This window comes from Bradyrhizobium cenepequi (assembly GCF_020329485.1).
In the GTDB taxonomy this organism is placed as follows: Bacteria; Pseudomonadota; Alphaproteobacteria; order Rhizobiales; family Xanthobacteraceae; genus Bradyrhizobium; species Bradyrhizobium cenepequi.
The window spans coordinates 130,453-148,571 of sequence record NZ_JAGKJI010000016.1; the positions used below are offsets into that span (position 1 = coordinate 130,453).

Consider the following 18,119-nt stretch of genomic DNA (forward strand, 5'->3'; position numbering starts at 1 on the left):
CATCGTTAACCCCGGGAAGGTTCGATGGTCGGGGCAAGATCGATAAAATTTTCGACGATCTGGCGAGACCGGCTTCAGCGTCTTCCGGATTTCTCCTGCCCGTTCGCCCCTCCTTAAGCAGATCGCAAGCGCTCTTCCGCGATCCTCGCCCACGAAACGATCCGGTCACGCGCTGGCGAACGCCGCCGATGCCCGGACAGGGGGTGTCAGATGGGAATGTTCGGTTATTCGGGCGCGCTGCGTGCGCTCATGCTGGCCTTTGGCCTGCTTTGCCTCGCTCCCGCCGCACAGGTCAGCGCGGGGACGCTGCTGTCGCCGGCGGGCGCGGTCCTGATCAAGAAATCAATCGAACCCTTCGGGCGCGCGACAGCCATCCTCTCGGAGGGCGGATTGCACGACAAATGGCTCGGCCTGCAGCGCCGGCTAGCCGATGATCTGGTGCAGCTTGCCCTGTGCGAGGGCGATCGCGAGGGCTGCATCTCGCCAGCGGCACTGAAATTCCTTGCCGTCGTCGACGACGCGAAGACCCGCGCTGGCCGCCCCCGGCTCGGGGAAGTCAATCGCGCCGTCAATCTCGCGATCAGGCCTGCGGACGATCTCGTGCAGTATGGCGCGATCGACGTCTGGGCTTCGCCGCTGATGACCTTTGCGCGCGGCGCCGGCGATTGCGAGGACTACGCCATCGCCAAATTCGTTGCGCTGCGTCTGGCCGGCATGGCGCCGGAAGATCTGCGGATCGTGATCATGCATGATGCGCTCCGCGGCGAGGATCATGCGGTGGCCGCGGTCCGGCTCGACGGCCAGTGGCTGACGCTGGACAACCGCCGCATGATGATGGTGACCGATTCCGACGTCAGGAACTACCGCCCGGCATTCGTGATCGATGAGGCCGGCGTGCGGCGTTACACGGATCAGCCGCTGGTTGCAGAGGCGGCGTTGCACTAATCACGGCCATTGCGAGGAGCGAAAGCGACGAAGCAATCCATCTCTCCGTCCGTGGCGGCATGGATTGCTTCGCTTCGCTCGCAATGACGAGTAATATAACCGCTCCCTCAGAACGACAGGCTGTCCTTCGTCAGCACCCAGCGGCCGTTCTTGATCTGCTGCACCTGGGTGATGGTGTTAGCAAGGTGGTCGGTCTTGGAGAACTTGGTCGGCGGCGAATTGAAGATGTCGAGGAACTTTTCGCCCGACTCGAGCGAATCCAGCATCTTCTGGCCGGTCAAATCCTTGCCAGCCTTCTGCGCATAGAAGGCAAACGTCATCACCGCGTTATAGCCGATGATCGCCTGCGTGTTGGCGTCGGTGCCGAACATCTTCTTGTAGTTGGCAAGCCAATCCTTCACCTTGCCCTTGGCGGTGTCCTCATAGGGGATCTCGAAGCCGGACGCCGCATAGAGGCCCTCCACCGCTTCTTTGCCGAGCGCCGGCACTTCAAGCACGTTGGTCGGCGTCGCGCCGAGGAAGGTCACATCCCAGCCGAGCTTCTTGGCCTCGTTCATCGCGCCGATGGTCTCGCGGATCACGGTGCCGAGCACGACAAGGTCGCAGCCATCGGCCTTCATCTTGGCGACCTGCGCGCTGAAGTCGGAGGCCCCGCGCTTGTAGCTCGTGATCGAGGCCGGCTGCAGCTTCATCGCTGCGACCTGCTGGGTGAAGCCGTCGAGCACGTTTTTGCCGTACTCGTCATCCTGATGCATGATGCAGGGCTTCTTGGGGTTCTTCTGCTCCACCATGTATTTGAGCGCGGCGCGCGTGCTCTCGACATAGGGCAGCAGGTTGTTGAACTTCAACCGCTCCTGCGGCTTGCTCGGATCGAACTTGAAGGTGAATTCCGCCGCCGTCAGCGGAAAGAGCTGGAGCACGCCGGCGTCGAACAGCACGTCCTGCGCAGCCAATACGGTCGGCGAGCCCATCGGGCCGATCATCGCGAAGATCTTGTCGCGCTCGACCATCTTCTGCGAGGCCAGCACGGCCTTCTTCGGGTCGTAGCCGCTGTCCTCCAGGATCATCTTGATCTTGCGGCCGTTGATGCCGCCGCTCGCATTGATCTCCTCCACCGCCATCTTCATGCCGTTGGAGACCGGCACGCCCCAGACCTTGATCGGACCCGACAGATCCTGATGGGTGCCGATGACGATCTCGTTTGCCGAGATGCCTTCATTGGTGAGCTTGGTTTGCGCTGACGCCGGCAGGTGGGTCAGCGCCAGCGCGCCCACCGCAAGGCCCAATGCCTTGAACGCTTTCGACATAATGATCCTCCTCTCCATGGCCCATATCGAACGAAGGACCGGGGCCTGTTTTGGCTCCTTCGCCTTTTTCCTGACCTCGCCCCGCCTGCGGCGAAAGGTCGAAATTCAAGCGCAGCTTGAATTTCGGGTGAGGGGGAGTCTCCGCCTGTCACCGCATTCGCAGAGAGCCCCTCACCTCACCCCTCTCCCCGTAAGAACGGGCAGAGGGAGTAATAAGCCGTCGCTATGCGACCGCGCGCTCGCTGTACATCGCCTCGATCTCGGCGGCGTAGCGCTTGTTCACGAAACTGCGCTTCAACTTCATGGTCGGCGTCAATTCCTCGTCCTCGGGCGTGAGCTGGCGCTCGATCAGATAAAATTTCTTGATGGTCTCGACGCGGGCGAAATTGGCATTCACGGCCTCGATCTCGCGGTGGATCAGATCCTGGATCTCCGACGCTCGGCACAGGCTCGCGTAATTGGTGAAGGGGATGTCGTGGTCCTGGGCGTATTTCTCGACATTCTCCTGGTCGATCATCACGAGGCAGGTGAGGTAAGGCCGCTTGTCGCCAATCACCACCGCGTCCGAAACATAGGGCGAGAATTTAAGCTGGTTCTCGATTTCCGATGGCGTGATGTTCTTGCCGCCGGAGGTGATGATGATGTCTTTCATCCGATCGGTGATCTTCACGTAGCCCTCGTTGTCGATCGCGCCGACATCGCCGGTATGCAGCCAGCCCCTGGCGTCGATGGTCTCGGCCGTCTTCTCGGGCTGGTTCAGATAGCCCATGAACAGGAAGTCGCCGCGGATCAGGATCTCGCCCCTCGGGCAGATCATCACCTCGCCCCAGGGCGCGGCCTTGCCGACCGAGCCGAGCTTGATGCGTTCGGTCGGCATGATGGTGGCGACGCCGCAATTTTCGGTCTGGCCATAGACCTCGCGCATGTCGATGCCGAGGGCGAGATACCAGCGGATCAGGTCGGGCGCGATCGGCGCCGCGCCGGTGAACGCGATCCGGCAGCGGTCGAGCCCGAGCATGCGGCGGATGTTGCGGAACACCAGCCAATAGGCGAGTTGGTTGGCAAAGCGCAGCGGCAGCGGCGGTTGCTCGCCTTCCAGCCGGCAGTCGGTCATGCGATAGCCGATCGCCATCGCGCGCCGGTAGACCCAGTTCTGGAGCGGGGTCGCGTCCTTCAGTGCGATCATGATGCCGGAGTAGAATTTTTCCCATACCCTGGGCACGGCGAGGAAAGCGGTCGGCTGCACTTCGCGCAGATTGTCCGGCACGGTCTCCGGACTTTCGGCGAAATTCATCACCGATCCCAGCGCGACCGAGATGTAATAGCCGCCGACGCGCTCGGCGACATGGCAGAGCGGCAGGAACACCAGCCGCTCCTCCTGGTCGGTCGACGGGAACAGGTCGTTGGCGTGGCGCATCTGGTGCGTCACGCTGCGGTTGGCATGCATCGCGCCCTTCGGCGGGCCTGTGGTGCCCGAGGTATAGACGAGGATCGCAAGATCGCCGCTGGTCCTGCTTCCGATCATCTCGTCCCACAGCGCCTCTCTGCCCTGCGCATGATTGCGGCCCAGCGCAGTGAATTCGGCAAGCGACATCACCATGGGATCGGAGAAGCCGCTCAGGCCCTCCATGTCGAAGACAATGATCCGCTCCAGTGTCTGGCAGCGCGAGCGGCAGGCGAGCAGTTTGTCGAGTTGCTCCTCGTCTTCCGCGAAGACCACGCGGGTGCGGGAGTCGTTGATTAGGTATTCGACCTGGACCGCGGAGTCCGTCGGATAGATGCCGGACGAGACGCCGCCGGCGCAGAGAATGCCCATATCGGCGTAGACCCAATCCGGCACCGCGTTGGCGATGATGGAAGCGACATCGCCCGGGCGGAAGCCGATGGCATGCAAGCCATAGGCGATGTCCCTGGAGATCTGCAGCCACTCGCGCCAGCTCGTCGGCTGCCAGATGCCGAACTTCTTCTCGCGGATCGCGGGCCTGTCGCCACGCGTCTCCACCGCCAGCAGAAAACTCCTCGCGATCGTGTCGGCCACCGTCAGCACCGCCGCTCCGGCCATGCCCGTTCCCTCCTCTCCCGTCGCGACCGCCGGCTTTTTGTGCCGATCTTGCCGCGACAGGCCTTCAATCTACCGCCAAGTCCCTCTCAACGCCATGTTTTCTTCTTTTTCCAGCGTCGCTCCCCCCGCGCACCCGCCTCCTTGGCGCCGAGATAGAACTCCTGGATATCCTGTGAATGCATCAGCCGCTCGCAGGTGTCGTTCATCACGATGCGGCCGATCTCCAGCACGTAGCCATAATGCGCCGTCTCCAGCGCGACCTTGGCGTTCTGTTCGACCAGGAGGATCGACATGCCCTGCTCTTCATTGACCCGGCGGATGATGGTGAAGATCTCCTTCACCAGGATCGGCGACAGCCCGAGCGATGGCTCGTCCAGCAGGAGCAGCGTCGGCCGGTTCATCAATGCCCGCCCGATCGCGAGCATCTGCTGCTCGCCGCCGGAAAGCTGACCGGCCGGCTGGTCGATCCTCTCCTTCAGCCGCGGAAAATAGCCGTAGACGCGGTCAAGATCCTCGGCGACGCCGTCGCGGTCGCGGCGGGGATAGGCGCCCATCATCAGGTTTTCGCGCACCGATAGGAACGGAAACACCTCCCGCCCTTCCGGCACATGGCTCAAACCAAGCCGCACGATCTTGTCCGCCTCCATGCGCTGGATCGGCTTGCCCAAAAATTCGATCGAGCCCTTCTGCGGATCGAGGATGCCGGAAATCGTCTTCAGCACGGTGGTCTTGCCGGCGCCGTTGGCTCCCAGCAGCGTGACGATCCTGCCGCGCGGCACTTCCAGGCTGATGCCGCGGATGGCCATGATCGGCCCGTAATAGCTCTCGATATTGCTTAGCTTCAGGATGGTCTCGGGCGTGCCGGTGGCAATCATGGCCTCACGCTCCGAGATAGGCTGCGACGACGTCGGGATGCTGCTGCACTTCCGCAGGCGAGCCCATCGCCAGCACCCTGCCGTAGTTCAGCGCGATGACGCGGTCGGAGACGCGGTTCACCAGCGTCATGTCGTGCTCGACCATCAGGACGGTGATGCCGAGGTCGGATCTCATGTCACGGATCCAGAACGACATGTCGTCGGTTTCTTCCACATTCAGCCCCGACGACGGCTCATCCAGCAAGATCAGTTTCGGCTCCGAGCACAGTGCCCGAGCCAGTTCGATCACCTTGCGCACGCCATAGGGAAGGCCCGAGATGAGCTTGTCGCGGTAAGGTTCGAGATCGAGAAACTCGATCACTTGCTCGACGCGGCGGCGATGCACCTTTTCGGTCGCGCGCACGCTCGGCAGGAACAACAATTCCTGCCAGAGCTGCGTGGTGGAGTGGCGATGACGGCCGACCAGCAGATTGGAAAGCACCGTCGCATTCTCGAACAGCTCGATGTTCTGAAAGGTGCGGGCAATGCCGAGCTTGGCGATGTCATAGGCCGGCTGCTCGGTGATGTCCTGCTCCTCGAAGAAGATCCTTCCCGATGTCGGCGGATAGATGCGCGAGATCAGGTTGAAGATCGAGCTCTTTCCGGCGCCGTTCGGCCCGATGATCGAGAGGATCTCGCCTTTCTCGACCGCGAAGCTCACGGCATCGACCGCCTTGAGGCCACCGAAGTGAAGCGAGAGATTCTCGGCGCGGAAATAGCTCATCGGTTCCGCTCCGACTTCACATAGATCTTCTGCCGCTTGAACGTGGCGCGCTTGTAGAGCGGGAACACCTGGAAGAAGAGCTTTATCTTCAGCCAGCGGCCGTAAAGCCCGAGCGGCTCGAACAGCACGAACAGCACGATGATAATGCCGTAGATCGCGCCCTTCAGCCCATTGGCGGAAGCAAACGCCGCGACCGCGTCCTGGATATGCGCGGCGCGCTCGGTGCCGGCGCCAAGCGTCGCGGCGAGGCCTGCGATCACGCCGGGCATGTCGTCCTTCAGGTAGGTCAGGAACGGATCGATCATGACGAGGAAAATCGCCCCCAGCACTGCGCCGTGCAGGCTGAACGCGCCACCGATCAGGATCACGATGATGAACTCGATGGAGAGCTGGAGCGTGAACATTTCCGGGCTGATGAAGGAGAGCTTGTGCGCGAACAGCACGCCGGCAAGGCCGGTGATGGCGGCGCTGATCGCAAACGATTTCACCTTGTAGAGCGAGACGTTGATGCCCATGCTGCGCGCCGCCGTCTCGCTGTCCCGGATCGCGACGAAGGCGCGGCCTGTCGGCGAGCGCAACAAGTTCAGCGATCCGACGATGGTCAGCACCAGCACCGCCAGGCAGAGATAATAGAAGGTCGGCCCGTCGCGCGGCACCGCGGTGCCGAGGAAATAGAGCGTCTTGACCCGCATGCCCTCATTGCCATGGGTCACGCTCTCCCAGCGCGCCAGGATCTCCTCGACGATGAAGGCAAAGGAGATGGTGGCGATGACGAGATAGATGCCCTGTAGTCGAAGCGCCGGGAATCCGACGAGCGCGCCGACCACGCCGGTCAACAGACCCGCCGTAAGGAAGTAGACCGGAAAGGGCACGTTGAACTGCTGCAGATAGGCGGCGGTATAGGCACCAATCGCGAGAAACGCCGCATGGCCTAACGAGGCTTGTCCGGTAAAGCCCGTGAGGATCAATAGCCCGACGCCGACGATGGCGTAGATGCAGACGAAGACGAGTTGGCTCATCAGATAGCTCGAGAGCACGTAAGGCGCGATCAGGAGCACTGCCAGCAACAGGCCATAGGAGAAGACGTAACCCGAATGCGGGAACAGCTTGATGTCGTCTTCGTAGTCGGTCTTGAACAGGAATCGCATGCTGCTCAAACCTTCTTGCGCACGTGAAGGCCGAACAGGCCTTCGGGCTTCAGCAGCAGCACCGCGAGCAGCACGATATAGGGTGCGACGTCCTTCCACCCTTGCGGCAGGTAGAAGCCTGCCATGCTCTCGATCACCCCGATCAGCACGCCGCCAACCACGGCGCCAGGAATTGATCCGAAGCCGCCGAGCACGGCGGCCGGAAACGCCTTCAATCCCAGTACCAGTCCGACATTTGAATGGATGAAAGTGATCGGCGCCAGCAGCACGCCGGCGCAGGTCGCGACCGCCGCCGAGATCGCCCACACGATCGAGACCACGCGCTTGACCGGAATGCCCATGTAATAGGCGGCCAGCATGTTCTCCGAGCTCGCCCGCATTGCGGTGCCGAGCGTGGTGCGGTTGAAGAACAGGTAGAGCAGCGCGCACAGGATGATGGTCGCCGCGATCACCGACAGCTTGTCGTAGGCGAGCACGAGGCCGCCGATGCGCAGGACGCCCTGGCTGAACGGGGTCTCGATCTTGAAATCGTCGGTGCCCCAGATGATGCCGGCGACCGAGCGCAGGAAATAACCGAGGCCGATGGTCGCCATAATGATGGAGAACTGCGGATAACCGAGGATCGGCCGCACCACCACCCGCTCCGCCAGCATGCCGAACAGCGCCATTGCCGCCACCGCGCCGGCAAAGCCGAGCCAGTAATTGAGGCCGAGCATGCCGATGAAGGTGAAGGCGAAGAAGCCACCCAGCATCATCAGATCGCCCTGGGCAAAATTGACGACTTCGGTTGCCTTGTAAACAAGCACGAAGCCGAGCGCGATCAGGCCGTAAACGCAGCCAAGCGCAATGCCGCTGACGAGCTGCTGAACAAAGTCCAGCATCACTTTCCCTCCCCGATGCACGGCGATTCTTGGCGATCGCTCGTTGCATCCCGCTTCCGCCCTCCTCTTCTTGGGAGCGCTGGAAGCTGCCTATGTCCGGCGGCGATTTGAGCGCAAAGCGGGAACCAAAGTCAACAAAGCGCTGCGCCCGCCGCTTGGCATAATTGCGCAGAAATGCCGCAGCCCGCCATTCTCCGGCATTGCCGGCGATTTGCAGCCGCGCCGAAACGCTTTTCGGCCCAGATCTGCAGCATGACGGCTGCCCGATTCGACGATAGAGTAGCAAGGACGTCACCGCTGACGGACCTTGCCCATGTTGCGATCGATCCTCGCCGCCTTCGCCCTGCTCGGCCTCAGCATCGCAGCCCATGCCCAGGAGACGCAGCGCAGCGAATGCCTGGCGATGGCCAACGCACCGCCGCACGCCGCGCCGGTCAGCCTGCGCCGGATCGCCAAGGCCGACGAAGTCGCGATCACCTATGCCGGGCACTCCACCTATTACATCGACACCCCCGGCGGCATCCGGATCGCGACCGATTACAATGGCGTCTACCGCACCGGACGCCTGCCCGATGTCGTCACCATGAACCGGGCGCACGGCACGCACTACACGCTGTTTCCCGACCCGAAGATTCCGCACGTGCTGCATGGCTGGGGCGAGAACGGACAGGCCGCGCATTACGCGACGCGGATCGGCGATGTCTTCATCCGCAATGTCACCACCGACATCCGCCGCTACTATGGCGACGATTCCGGCACCGACATGATCAAGGACGGCAACTCGATCTTCATCTTCGAGGTCGCCGGCCTCTGCATCGGCCATCTCGGCCATTTGCACCACAAGCTCGACGAGAGCCATTTTGCGGCGATCGGCCGGCTCGACATCGTGATGGTGCCGATCGACGGCACCTACACCATGTCGCTTGACGGCGTCTCCGAAATCACCAAGCGCCTGCGCGCCGCCGTGGTGTTGCCGATGCACCGCTTCGCCACACCGCTCGACGAGTTCATGCGCATGATCGGCCAACAGTTCGAGATCGACCAGCGCAGCGAGCGAACGCTGCGGATTTCGCGCGATACGCTGCCATCGACGCCGACCGTGATCATCCTCGACGGTGTCTAGGGAGCACCTCGCTTACGCCCACTCGCCCTTGCGGAAGACGGGCACGCGGCTGCCGTCGGTCCTGACGCCATCGATATCGGTCTGATCGGAGCCGATCATCCAGTCGATATGGATCAGGCTCTGGTTGCCGCCTTGGGCCGCAATCTGCTGCGGCGTCAGCTTGTCACCATCGATGAAGCATTTCGAATAGCACTGGCCGAGCGCGATGTGGGAGGCGGCGTTCTCGTCGAACAGGGTGTTGAAGAACAACAATCCGCTCTTCGAGATCGGCGAGGAGTGCGGCACCAGCGCGACCTCGCCGAGGCGGCGCGCGCCCTCGTCGGTATCGAGCACCTTCCTCAGCACCTCCTCGCCGCACGAGGCCTTGGCGTCAATGATCCGCCCTTCCTCGAACCTGACCTGGATATTGTCGATCAGGGTGCCCTGGTAGGACAGCGGCTTCGAGCTCACGACATGGCCGCTGACGCGGCGGCAATGCGGGGTGGTGAAGACCTCTTCCGTCGGGATGTTGGCGTTGCAGGTGATGCCGTTCCTGGCGACCGAGGCGCCGCCTTCCCATTCATGGCCGTCGGCGAGCCCGATCGTGAGATCGGTGCCGGGACCGGTGTAATGCAGCGCGTGGAAGCGCTGGGCGTTCAGCCATTGGGTCCGCTCGCGCAGCACCGCATTGTGCGTCTCCCAGGCAGCCACTGCGCCATCCTGGTCGACGCGGGACGCCGCAAAGATCGCATCCGCGAGCTTTGCCACCGCGGTCTCCAGGGGATCGTCAGGAAAAACCTGCTTGGCCCAGGATGCGCTGGGATAGGCGATGATGTTCCAGTTGACCTCGAAATTGACGATCTTCTCCAGCGCCGGCTGGTAGGCGACCGAATTGGCCTTGCTGGCGCGCGCAACCTTGGTCGGGTCCTCGCCCGACAGCAGCATCGGATTGTCGCCGACCACCGCCAGCCGCGCGGTGTTGGCGGAGAATGCCTTCGCCATGCCCTCATAGAGCCAGTTCGCCGCGCGATCGAAGCAATCGCTGTGGCCATAACGATATCGCGCCAGCGTAACCTCTTCATCCGACAGGATCGGCGTGACCAGGCCGGCGCCGGCCTTGTAGGCGTGTACCGCCAGCCGCCGCACCAGCGGCAGCGCCGACGACGGCGCGGTCAGGAGCAGATCCTGTCCCGGCTGCAATCCGAGCCCGACCTTGATGGCGACTTCGGCGAGGCGGTCGAGTTTTGCGGGATCGATCACGGCGGAAAGATTGCGTTGGGTTGCGGTCATGCTGGATCCTTGATTAGGTCGCTGCAGCAGAGATAGGCGAACGGTACCGGCCCTTCAACGTTTCACCGAGGACAGCACCCGGTCCACCATCTCCGGTGCAAGCCCGAGATAATTTTTCGGTGATGTCAGCCGCTCGATCGTTCCCCGATCGATGCGGTTTGAGACCCTTAGGTCGGCCGAGAGCGCATCCGCGAGCGTCATATTCTTTTCGCTGGCGACGCGGCAGGCATCATAGACGACGTCATGCGCTTCCTGCCGGCCGATTTCGGGCGCGAGCCCCATCATCACGGCTTCCGCGACGATGAGCCCGCGGCTGATGTTGAGATTGTCGGCCATTTTCTTCTCGTCGACAATCAGTCCGCCGAGCGCGAATTTGGCCTGGTGCAGGCTGCCTGCGGCCAGCACGAAACTTTCGGGGATCGCCATCCATTCGGCATGCCAGGGGCCAGTGGCACGCTCGAAGTCCTGCACCATCGCATCCAGCATCAAGCCGGCATGCTGACGCACCGCCTTCGCCGCGGCCAGCATCAGTTCCGAGGAAATCGGGTTGCGCTTCTGCGGCATGGTCGAGGAAGCGCCGCGCCCCTTCACGAAAGGCTCGTAGACTTCGGCGAATTCGGTCGAGGCCATGATCATGATGTCGAGCGCGATCTTGCCGAGGGAACCGGTGACGAGCGCCAGGAAGTTCACGGCTTCCGCAAACCCGTCGCGCGCGACATGCCAGGTGGCAACGGGAACGCCGAGGCCGAGTTCCTCGCACAGCGCCCGCTGCACCGCGAATCCCTTGTCGCCAAGGGAGGCGAGCGTGCCGGCGGCGCCGGCGAACTGGCCGACCAGCACCCGCGGCTTGAGCTGCGCCAGCCGTTCGGCATGGCGGTCGAAGGCTGCAAGCCAGATCGCCGCCTTGTAGCCGAAGGTTACGGGAAGCGCCTGCTGCAGATGGGTGCGGCCCGCCATCGCCGTATCGCGGTGACGGCGGGAGAGATCGGCGAGGATGCCGCGCAGGGCCGCGATGTCGTCTTCGATGATTTTCAAGCCGTCGCGCAATTGCAGGACCACGGCGGTATCCATGATGTCCTGCGTGGTCGCGCCCCAATGCACGTAACGGCCGGCTTCGCCACATTGCTTTGCGAGCTGATGCACCAGCGGCAGAATCGGATAGCCGACGATGTCGGTCTCCTGCCGCAACAGGTCGAAATCGAGCGCCGAGACATCGACACGCTTGGCGATCTCGTCCGCAGCCTGCCGCAGGATGACGCCGCAACGCGCCTCGGCTCTTGCCAGGGCAACCTCGACCTCGGCATAGCGCGCGATCAGGCGCAGATCGGAAAATACCTCGCGCATCGCCGACGTGCTGAAGGCATCGCGGAACAGGACGGAGTCGAGGACGGTGGTCGCAGCGGGAAAGACAGGCATGGCGGGCGTTTCGCTTTTCGCTTTGTGCTGTGGTTGGCGCGGGCAGCGTAGCGCAATATTGGGGGCGTAGTTAGGACGCAAGCGCAAGGCCGGATTTCGCAGGGTGGGCAAAGGCGCGCTAGCGCCGTGCCCACCATCCAGCACCGCGTTCGCGATGGTGGGCACGCTTCCACCTTCGCTCTGCGAGCTACGGCGGACAAGTCGCCTTGCCCACCCTACGGCGTCGCCACGGCTTATGATTCAGATTTCAAACAGCGGAGGGGATGTGAGTCTATATTCTCGCGGCATGATGTGCCCGAGGTTTGCGTCTCGTTCGCCCTCCTCGATAGCAGAGGGCGCAGGGAAAGCCGGGTGCCGGTCGCACCCGTGGGCCCCGTGCAACAAAAAGCACGGGGGTAGGACCACAGGTCAACCGGAGCAACACCGGCTTTCCCTGCGCAGTGGTTTACGGCTTACTTCGTGCTCTCCCCGGTGACCGGGCTTTCTTGCCACCGTCGCCCGCGGCAGCTCTTGCTGCTCGCGAACTTAGCGCCAGCGTCGGGGCGCCAGAACCACACGACTTCGCCGTCCGCCATGCGCGTGCTCGTCAGTCACACCCATCGCGTCCACCGCATCTCACCGCAACGTTCGTGACGACCGCGACCCGCCCCTCATTCGCGCTGAGACGCGCGGAGTCATAGTGCTGATTTGCCCGACGGCGAAAGCGGAATGTTTTTTGCGGAAGGAGTGGACAGGGCAAATCACATTGAAATCGCTCGCGAATTTTTCTCCGCCGTCATTCCGGGGCGCGACGAAGTCGCGAGCCCGGAATCCATTGCGCCACTTGCGCTGGCGGAGAAATGGATTCCGGGCCCGATGCTTCGCATCGCCCCCGGAATGACGAGAGTGAGACGCCCGTGGCCCATCCCTCGAGACGCCGCTTACGCGGCTCCTCGGGATGAAGGTGGCTTGTGGCGGCAGTCAGTAGCAGCGCGAAGCGGCGATGGTGTGCAGCTTGGTGTCGCCGAGGAGGTGGGCGGTGAAGGCTGGCGTGCCGAAGAGTTTTGCGAAGGCGACGTCGCGGATGCTGAGGCCGCCGGCGTAGGCGCCGAAGGCCGGCATCACGGCGCGTTCGCCGTCGCTGGCGAAGCAGCGACGCTCGACCGCGCGGCCGCGCGTTGAGACGCGGGCCTTGGGATGAAGATGGCCGGCGATCTCGCCGATGGCGCCGGTCGGCTCATGGCGGAATCTGATCCGGCCGATCGCGACTTCGGTGGCGACCATGCCGCCGAGATCGGACGGCAGGGCCGGGTCGTGGTTGCCCGAGATCCAGACCCAGTCGCGCCGCGCCTGCAGCGCGGTGATGGCGTCGCGATCCTGCGCGCCGAGCCGCTCATGCGCGCGCCGGTCGTGAAAACTGTCGCCGAGCGCGATCACCATGCGCGGATCATGCCGCGCGACCACGGCGGCGAGCCGGCCCAGGGTCGCGGCGGTATCGTAGGGCGGCAGCAACACGCCACGCGTGGCGAAGCTCGAACCTTTCTCCAGGTGCAGGTCGGAGACGACGAGCAGGCGCTGCTCTTCCCAGAACAAGGCGCCGGAGAGATCGGCGACGAATGGTACGCCAGCGACCTCGAAAGTACTTGGGGGATCGGCGGAAGGCGCAACGTTCTCCGTCATGGGCGGGCTCGTCCCGCCAATCCACGTTCTTGCCACACCAAGAAGAACGTGGATGCCCGGGACACCTGCGTGAAGACGCGCTTCGCGCTTTTGCCCGGGCATGACGATGTGGAGAGATCGAAGCTCTGCGGATTCATTTTCTTTGCTACGATGCCTCACGACATCGCCTCTTTGACGAGTTCATCGGCGGCTTCCGCCAATAGCTCGTCGGATGCTTCGCCATAAACCGACTCGCGGCCGATTTCCAGCATCACGGGGACGGCGAGCGGCGAAACATGCTCCAGTTCCCGGTGTGTGATTCGTCCCTGGATGCGCGCGAGCATGTCGCCGAGCCGGCGCAGATCGAGCAGGCCGGTCGCGGCATCGGCACGCGCCGCGCGCAACAGGACATGATCGGCCTGATGCTTGCGCAGCACGTCATAGACGAGATCGGTCGAGAACAGCACTTGGCGCCGCGATTTCTCCTCGCCGGTATGGCGACGCGCGATTAACCCTGAGATGATGGCGCAATTGCGGAAGGTGCGCTTCATCAGCGCCGATTCGGCGAGCCACGCTTCGAGATCATCGCCGAGCATGTCAGGATCGAACAACGCGTTGAGATCGAGGTGGCCTTGCCGGATCAGATAAGAGAGGTCGCCTAATCCCCAGATCGCGAGCGCATATTCATTGGCCATGAAACCGAGCGGCCGGGTGCGGGCGCGCTCCATCCGCCGCGTCAGGAGCATGCCGAGCGTCTGGTGCGCCAGCCGTCCCTCGAAGGGATAGCAGACCAGGTAATGCTTGTTGCCGCGTGGAAAGGTTTCGACAAGAAGCTCGCGCACCGCGGGCACACGGGAAAAATCCTTCTGCAGCGACAGCCATTCGTGGACCTGGTCGGGCAGCGCATTCCACGCCCGGCCATCATCGAGCAGTTTACGCACGCGCTCGGCAAGATAGGTGGAAAGCGGGAATTTGCCGCCCATGTAGGACGGCACCTTGGCGTCCTTGTCGTTGGCGCGGGAGACGTAGACCTGGTCCTCGACCAGCGCCTCATAGCGCACCACCTCGCCGCTGAACACGAAGGTGTCGCCGGGCACGAGGCCTTCGATGAAGACTTCCTCGATCTCGCCAAGCATCTTGCCGCCGCGTGCGACCGCGCCGGTCGAGCCGGTGCCGCCGGCGCGCGAGCGCACCAGCCGTACCTTCAGCATGGTTTCCTCGACGATGGTGCCGACGTTGAGACGGTAGCTCTGCCGCACGCGGGGATTGGCGACGCGCCAGCGACCCTGCTTGTCCTGCTTGATGCGCGCAAAGCGCTCATAGGTCTTCAGCGCATAACCGCCGGTCGCGACGAAATCGACGATGTCGTCGAAATCGGCGCGCGTGAGCGCGGCGTAAGGCGCCGACGTCAGCACCTCCTGATATAGTTCATCGGACAGGAACGGCTCGCCGCAGGCGCAGCCGAGCACATGCTGCGCCAGCACGTCGAGCGCGCCCGATCGAAGAGGCGGCGTATCCTGCGCATTCTCTGCGATCGCATCGATCGCGACGCGGCATTCCAAAACCTCGAAACGATTCGCCGGCACCAGCACGGCACGCGAGGCTTCGTCGAAACGGTGATTGGCGCGGCCGATCCGCTGCATCAGTCGCGACGAACCCTTGGGCGCACCGATATTGATGACGAGATCGACATCGCCCCAGTCGACGCCGAGGTCAAGCGAGGAGGTGCAGACCACGCCGCGCAGTCTTCCCGCCGCCATCGCATCCTCGACCTTGCGGCGCTGCGCGACATCGAGCGAGCCATGATGCAGCGCGATTGCGAGCCCGTCATCGTTCATGCGCCAGAGATCCTGGAACAGCATCTCGGCCTGGCTGCGCGTGTTGACGAAAACCAGCGTGGTCTTGTTCTGCCGGATCAGTTCATAGATTTCACCGAGCGCATGGCGCGCGGTGTGGCCGGCCCAGGGCAGGCGCTCGCGCGTATCGAGCATCTCGACGATCGGCGGCGCCGCGCCGCCGGCGATGACGACATCGGCGGCGTCTTGCCTGTCCGGACGTTGCGGCACCAGGAAACGCGCGAGCTGCTCCGGCTCGGCGACCGTCGCCGACAGGCCGATCGCCCGCATCTCGGGCGCCAGCCGCCACAGCCGCGCCAGCCCGAGCGATAAGAGGTCGCCGCGCTTCGAGGTCACCAGCGCGTGCAATTCATCGAGCACGATGCGCTTCAGGGAGGAGAACAGGAATGGCGCGTCATCGGATGACAGCAGCAGCGCGAGCTGCTCGGGCGTGGTGAGCAGGATATCAGGCGGATAGCGCCGCTGCCGCTGGCGCCGCGACACCGGCGTGTCGCCGGTGCGGGTCTCGATCTTGATCGGCAGGCCCATCTCGGCGATGGGCGTTTCCAGATTGCGCGCGATGTCGACCGCGAGCGCCTTCAGCGGGGAGATGTAGAGCGTGTGGAGGCCGCCGGTGCGACGAACGCTGCGGCCGGTGGAGATGAGGTTGGCACGGGCGGTGCGCGACTTGACCTCTCCGCTTGCGGGTTCGCTGTTCTCCTTCCCCCTGAAAGGGGGAAGGTCGGGATGGGGGTCCGCCGCTTGCTCCGTGCCCGTGGCTGACCCCCACCCGTCGCGCTCAGGCGCGCGCCGACCTCCCCCTTTCAGGAGGAGGTGAGCAGCCGCCGCACTCAGTTCCACGAGCGTCGGCAGAAATCCCGCCAGCGTCTTGCCGGCGCCGGTTGGCGCAATCAGCAATGCCGAGCGATTCTCGCGCGCCTTCGCCAATAGCGCGAGCTGATGCTCGCGTGGCGACCAGCCGCGGGCCGCGAACCATTTCTGGAAGCGGACGGGGAGGAGGGATTCGGCCTCGGTCGAGGCCGCGGGCTGGGCGAGCGGCGGCACGGCATTACAGCTATGCCCTCGGGGGCGCTTCGTCGAGGGGCGCTCTCCTCACCTCGCCCCGCTCTTCGCGGGGAGAGGAAGATGAGGCAGCGGCACCCGCCCCCGCCCTACTCCGTCATAGGCTTGTCGGAGATGTCCCAATCCTTGCCGTTGAAGATCGAGATGTAGAGCGTCTTCATCGGCGTGTAATCCTCCGGCGTGTAGCTGTAATTGACGCCGTCGAGGAAATAGGGCGAGTGGAAGCCGGCCAGCGTAGTCGCGTGCTTCAGCACGTTGGCGCGGCTGAGGTCGTCGCCGCAGCGGCGCAGGATTTCGGCCATGCTCGCGACCTGGCCGTAGCCGGCGAACGCGATGGTGTTGTCGGGATCGACATTGGGCAGATATTTCTTGCGCAATTCCTCGAAGGCCAGCACGTCTGGATCCTTCTCGAAGCGGGGCACGCCGACTTCCTTGGCGTAGCGGATCGCGACGATGCCGGTTGCGTTCTCAAGGCCTGCGGCGTTCAGGATCGAGCGGCCGGTCGAGCCTGCCGACAACAGATGCAGCGGCTTCCAGCCGAGCTCGGCGACTTTGCGGATCGACTGCGACGTCGCCTTGCCGGTGGTGATGTTGTAGAAGACATCGGCGCCCGATTTCGAGAGATTGATGAGCTGGGAATCGACGGTCGGATCGGTGAGATCGTAGGTCTGCTCCATGATCACCTGCGCCTTGGCGCCGGCATCCGCCAGCACCTTCTTGAAAGGCCCCAGGAAGTCGCGGCCGAAATCGTCGTTCTGATAGAGGATGCCGACCTTGGCATTCGGCTTCACGCTGACGACGTGCTTGGCCAGGATGCGCGCTTCGGTCGGATAGAGCGGCAGGCCCGCCATGGTCCATTTGAAATTCTTCGGGTCATTCCATTTCGATGCGCCGGTGTTCAGCAGCAATTGCGGCACGCCCTTGGAATTGAGATATTTATGCACGGCAGTCTGCGGCGCGGTGCCGAGCGAACCATAGAGCGCCAGAACTTCCTCCTGCTCCACCAGGCGCCGCGTCGCCTCGACGCATTTCGGCGCGCTGTAGGCGTCGTCCATGGTGAAGAATTTCACCTTGCGCCTGTTGATGCCGCCCTTCTCGTTCAGCATCTGGAAATAGGCTTCGCCGACGCGCCCGAGCACGCCGTAGAGCGAGCCGGGGCCGGAATGCGGCACGGTCTGGCCGAGCTTGATCTCGGTGTCGCTCGCGCCCGGATCATATTTCTTCTCGGCGGCCCAGACGTAAGGCGCCGGCAAAGCGGACGCGGCGAATGCACTGATGGCGGTGGCGCAGAATTCGCGCCTGGTTTGCTTTTTCATTGTTGTTGTCTCTCCCTAGACCGCAACAATGAGCAACATTCCACTTTGCACGGCAATACCGAACTTGTCGCTTTGCGACGCAATGCCGCTTGGAGCAGTTCCACGCGGCGGAAATGGTAGCGCCTAGACTCAAGTTTTGCTGGCGACGGCGACTGCACGCCCTCTCCCGCAAGCGAGAGCTTTGCTTAATTGGCTGAGCGGGAGTGGCAGCCGATGTCAGGCATTTTTTTGCGCTGCCTCAGGCGGTACGCGAGGGTTGACGGCCGCGTTTTCAGGGCCGTCCGATGGCAGCGGGCGGTGGCGGTCACGCCGCAGCTCCCACGGGCTGCAGCACCGCCCATCGTTTGAGGTTCATGGCGAGGCAGATAAGACGCAGATGCGTCTGGTTGCGTCTCAGGCCCAGATAGCGGGCGCGCGCCCAGCGGTAGACGCCCTTGAGACGTGCGAAGACCTGCTCG

General features: G+C 63.4%; 14 protein-coding genes. 2 read left to right on the plus strand and 12 right to left on the minus strand.

The window, feature by feature from the left end; translation table 11 throughout:
* Window positions 1-216: 216 nt before the first annotated feature.
* The gene (locus tag J6497_RS18785; RefSeq protein WP_376708231.1) at window positions 217-945 is read left to right on the plus strand and encodes a transglutaminase-like cysteine peptidase; all 729 of its coding nucleotides are present in this window, start codon (window positions 217-219) and stop codon (window positions 943-945) included.
* A 107-nt stretch (window positions 946-1,052) separates the two neighbouring features.
* Here the strand turns inward: J6497_RS18785 and J6497_RS18790 are convergent, their stop codons facing one another.
* The 6 genes from J6497_RS18790 to J6497_RS18815 form a co-directional block, all read right to left on the minus strand.
* Window positions 1,053-2,252 carry an ABC transporter substrate-binding protein gene (locus tag J6497_RS18790; RefSeq protein ID WP_225705772.1) on the minus strand — a complete coding sequence of 400 codons (1,200 nt, stop codon included), beginning with the start codon at window positions 2,250-2,252 and terminating at the stop codon, window positions 1,053-1,055.
* A gap of 223 nt (window positions 2,253-2,475) precedes the next feature.
* Window positions 2,476-4,314, minus strand: coding sequence for an AMP-dependent synthetase/ligase (locus J6497_RS18795; protein WP_225705773.1), 1,839 nt, complete (start codon window positions 4,312-4,314; stop codon window positions 2,476-2,478).
* An 86-nt stretch (window positions 4,315-4,400) separates the two neighbouring features.
* Window positions 4,401-5,189: an ABC transporter ATP-binding protein gene (locus J6497_RS18800; protein WP_225705774.1), complete on the minus strand. Its 789-nt coding sequence runs from the start codon at window positions 5,187-5,189 to the stop codon at window positions 4,401-4,403.
* A gap of 4 nt (window positions 5,190-5,193) precedes the next feature.
* The gene (locus J6497_RS18805) at window positions 5,194-5,952 is read right to left on the minus strand and encodes an ABC transporter ATP-binding protein (RefSeq protein WP_225705775.1); all 759 of its coding nucleotides are present in this window, start codon (window positions 5,950-5,952) and stop codon (window positions 5,194-5,196) included.
* Window positions 5,949-7,100: a branched-chain amino acid ABC transporter permease gene (locus J6497_RS18810; RefSeq protein ID WP_225705776.1), complete on the minus strand. Its 1,152-nt coding sequence runs from the start codon at window positions 7,098-7,100 to the stop codon at window positions 5,949-5,951. Before J6497_RS18810 ends, J6497_RS18805 begins: the two co-directional genes overlap by 4 nt.
* A gap of 5 nt (window positions 7,101-7,105) precedes the next feature.
* Window positions 7,106-7,981 carry a branched-chain amino acid ABC transporter permease gene (locus J6497_RS18815; RefSeq protein WP_225705777.1) on the minus strand — a complete coding sequence of 292 codons (876 nt, stop codon included), beginning with the start codon at window positions 7,979-7,981 and terminating at the stop codon, window positions 7,106-7,108.
* Window positions 7,982-8,294: 313 nt separating this feature from the next.
* Between J6497_RS18815 and J6497_RS18820 the strand changes: the two genes are divergently transcribed.
* Window positions 8,295-9,104, plus strand: coding sequence for an MBL fold metallo-hydrolase (locus J6497_RS18820; RefSeq protein WP_225705778.1), 810 nt, complete (start codon window positions 8,295-8,297; stop codon window positions 9,102-9,104).
* Between the two features lie 12 nt (window positions 9,105-9,116).
* Here the strand turns inward: J6497_RS18820 and J6497_RS18825 are convergent, their stop codons facing one another.
* From J6497_RS18825 to J6497_RS41255, 6 genes are all read right to left on the minus strand, one after another.
* Window positions 9,117-10,373, minus strand: coding sequence for an aminopeptidase (locus J6497_RS18825; protein ID WP_225705779.1), 1,257 nt, complete (start codon window positions 10,371-10,373; stop codon window positions 9,117-9,119).
* A gap of 54 nt (window positions 10,374-10,427) precedes the next feature.
* Window positions 10,428-11,789 (minus strand): class-II fumarase/aspartase family protein, encoded by a 1,362-nt coding sequence (locus tag J6497_RS18830; protein ID WP_225705780.1) that lies wholly within the window; start codon window positions 11,787-11,789, stop codon window positions 10,428-10,430.
* A gap of 960 nt (window positions 11,790-12,749) precedes the next feature.
* Window positions 12,750-13,448, minus strand: coding sequence for a ligase-associated DNA damage response endonuclease PdeM (pdeM, locus tag J6497_RS18835; RefSeq protein WP_225705781.1), 699 nt, complete (start codon window positions 13,446-13,448; stop codon window positions 12,750-12,752).
* 155 nt (window positions 13,449-13,603) lie between these two features.
* Window positions 13,604-16,327, minus strand: a complete 2,724-nt coding sequence (locus J6497_RS18840; protein ID WP_225705782.1) for a ligase-associated DNA damage response DEXH box helicase — start codon at window positions 16,325-16,327, stop codon at window positions 13,604-13,606.
* A gap of 107 nt (window positions 16,328-16,434) precedes the next feature.
* On the minus strand, window positions 16,435-17,661 hold the full coding sequence (locus tag J6497_RS18845; RefSeq protein ID WP_225705783.1) for an ABC transporter substrate-binding protein: 1,227 nt from the start codon (window positions 17,659-17,661) through the stop codon (window positions 16,435-16,437).
* A gap of 304 nt (window positions 17,662-17,965) precedes the next feature.
* A partial coding sequence (locus tag J6497_RS41255; protein WP_225705788.1) for a transposase occupies window positions 17,966-18,119 on the minus strand: 154 nt, incomplete at its 5' end.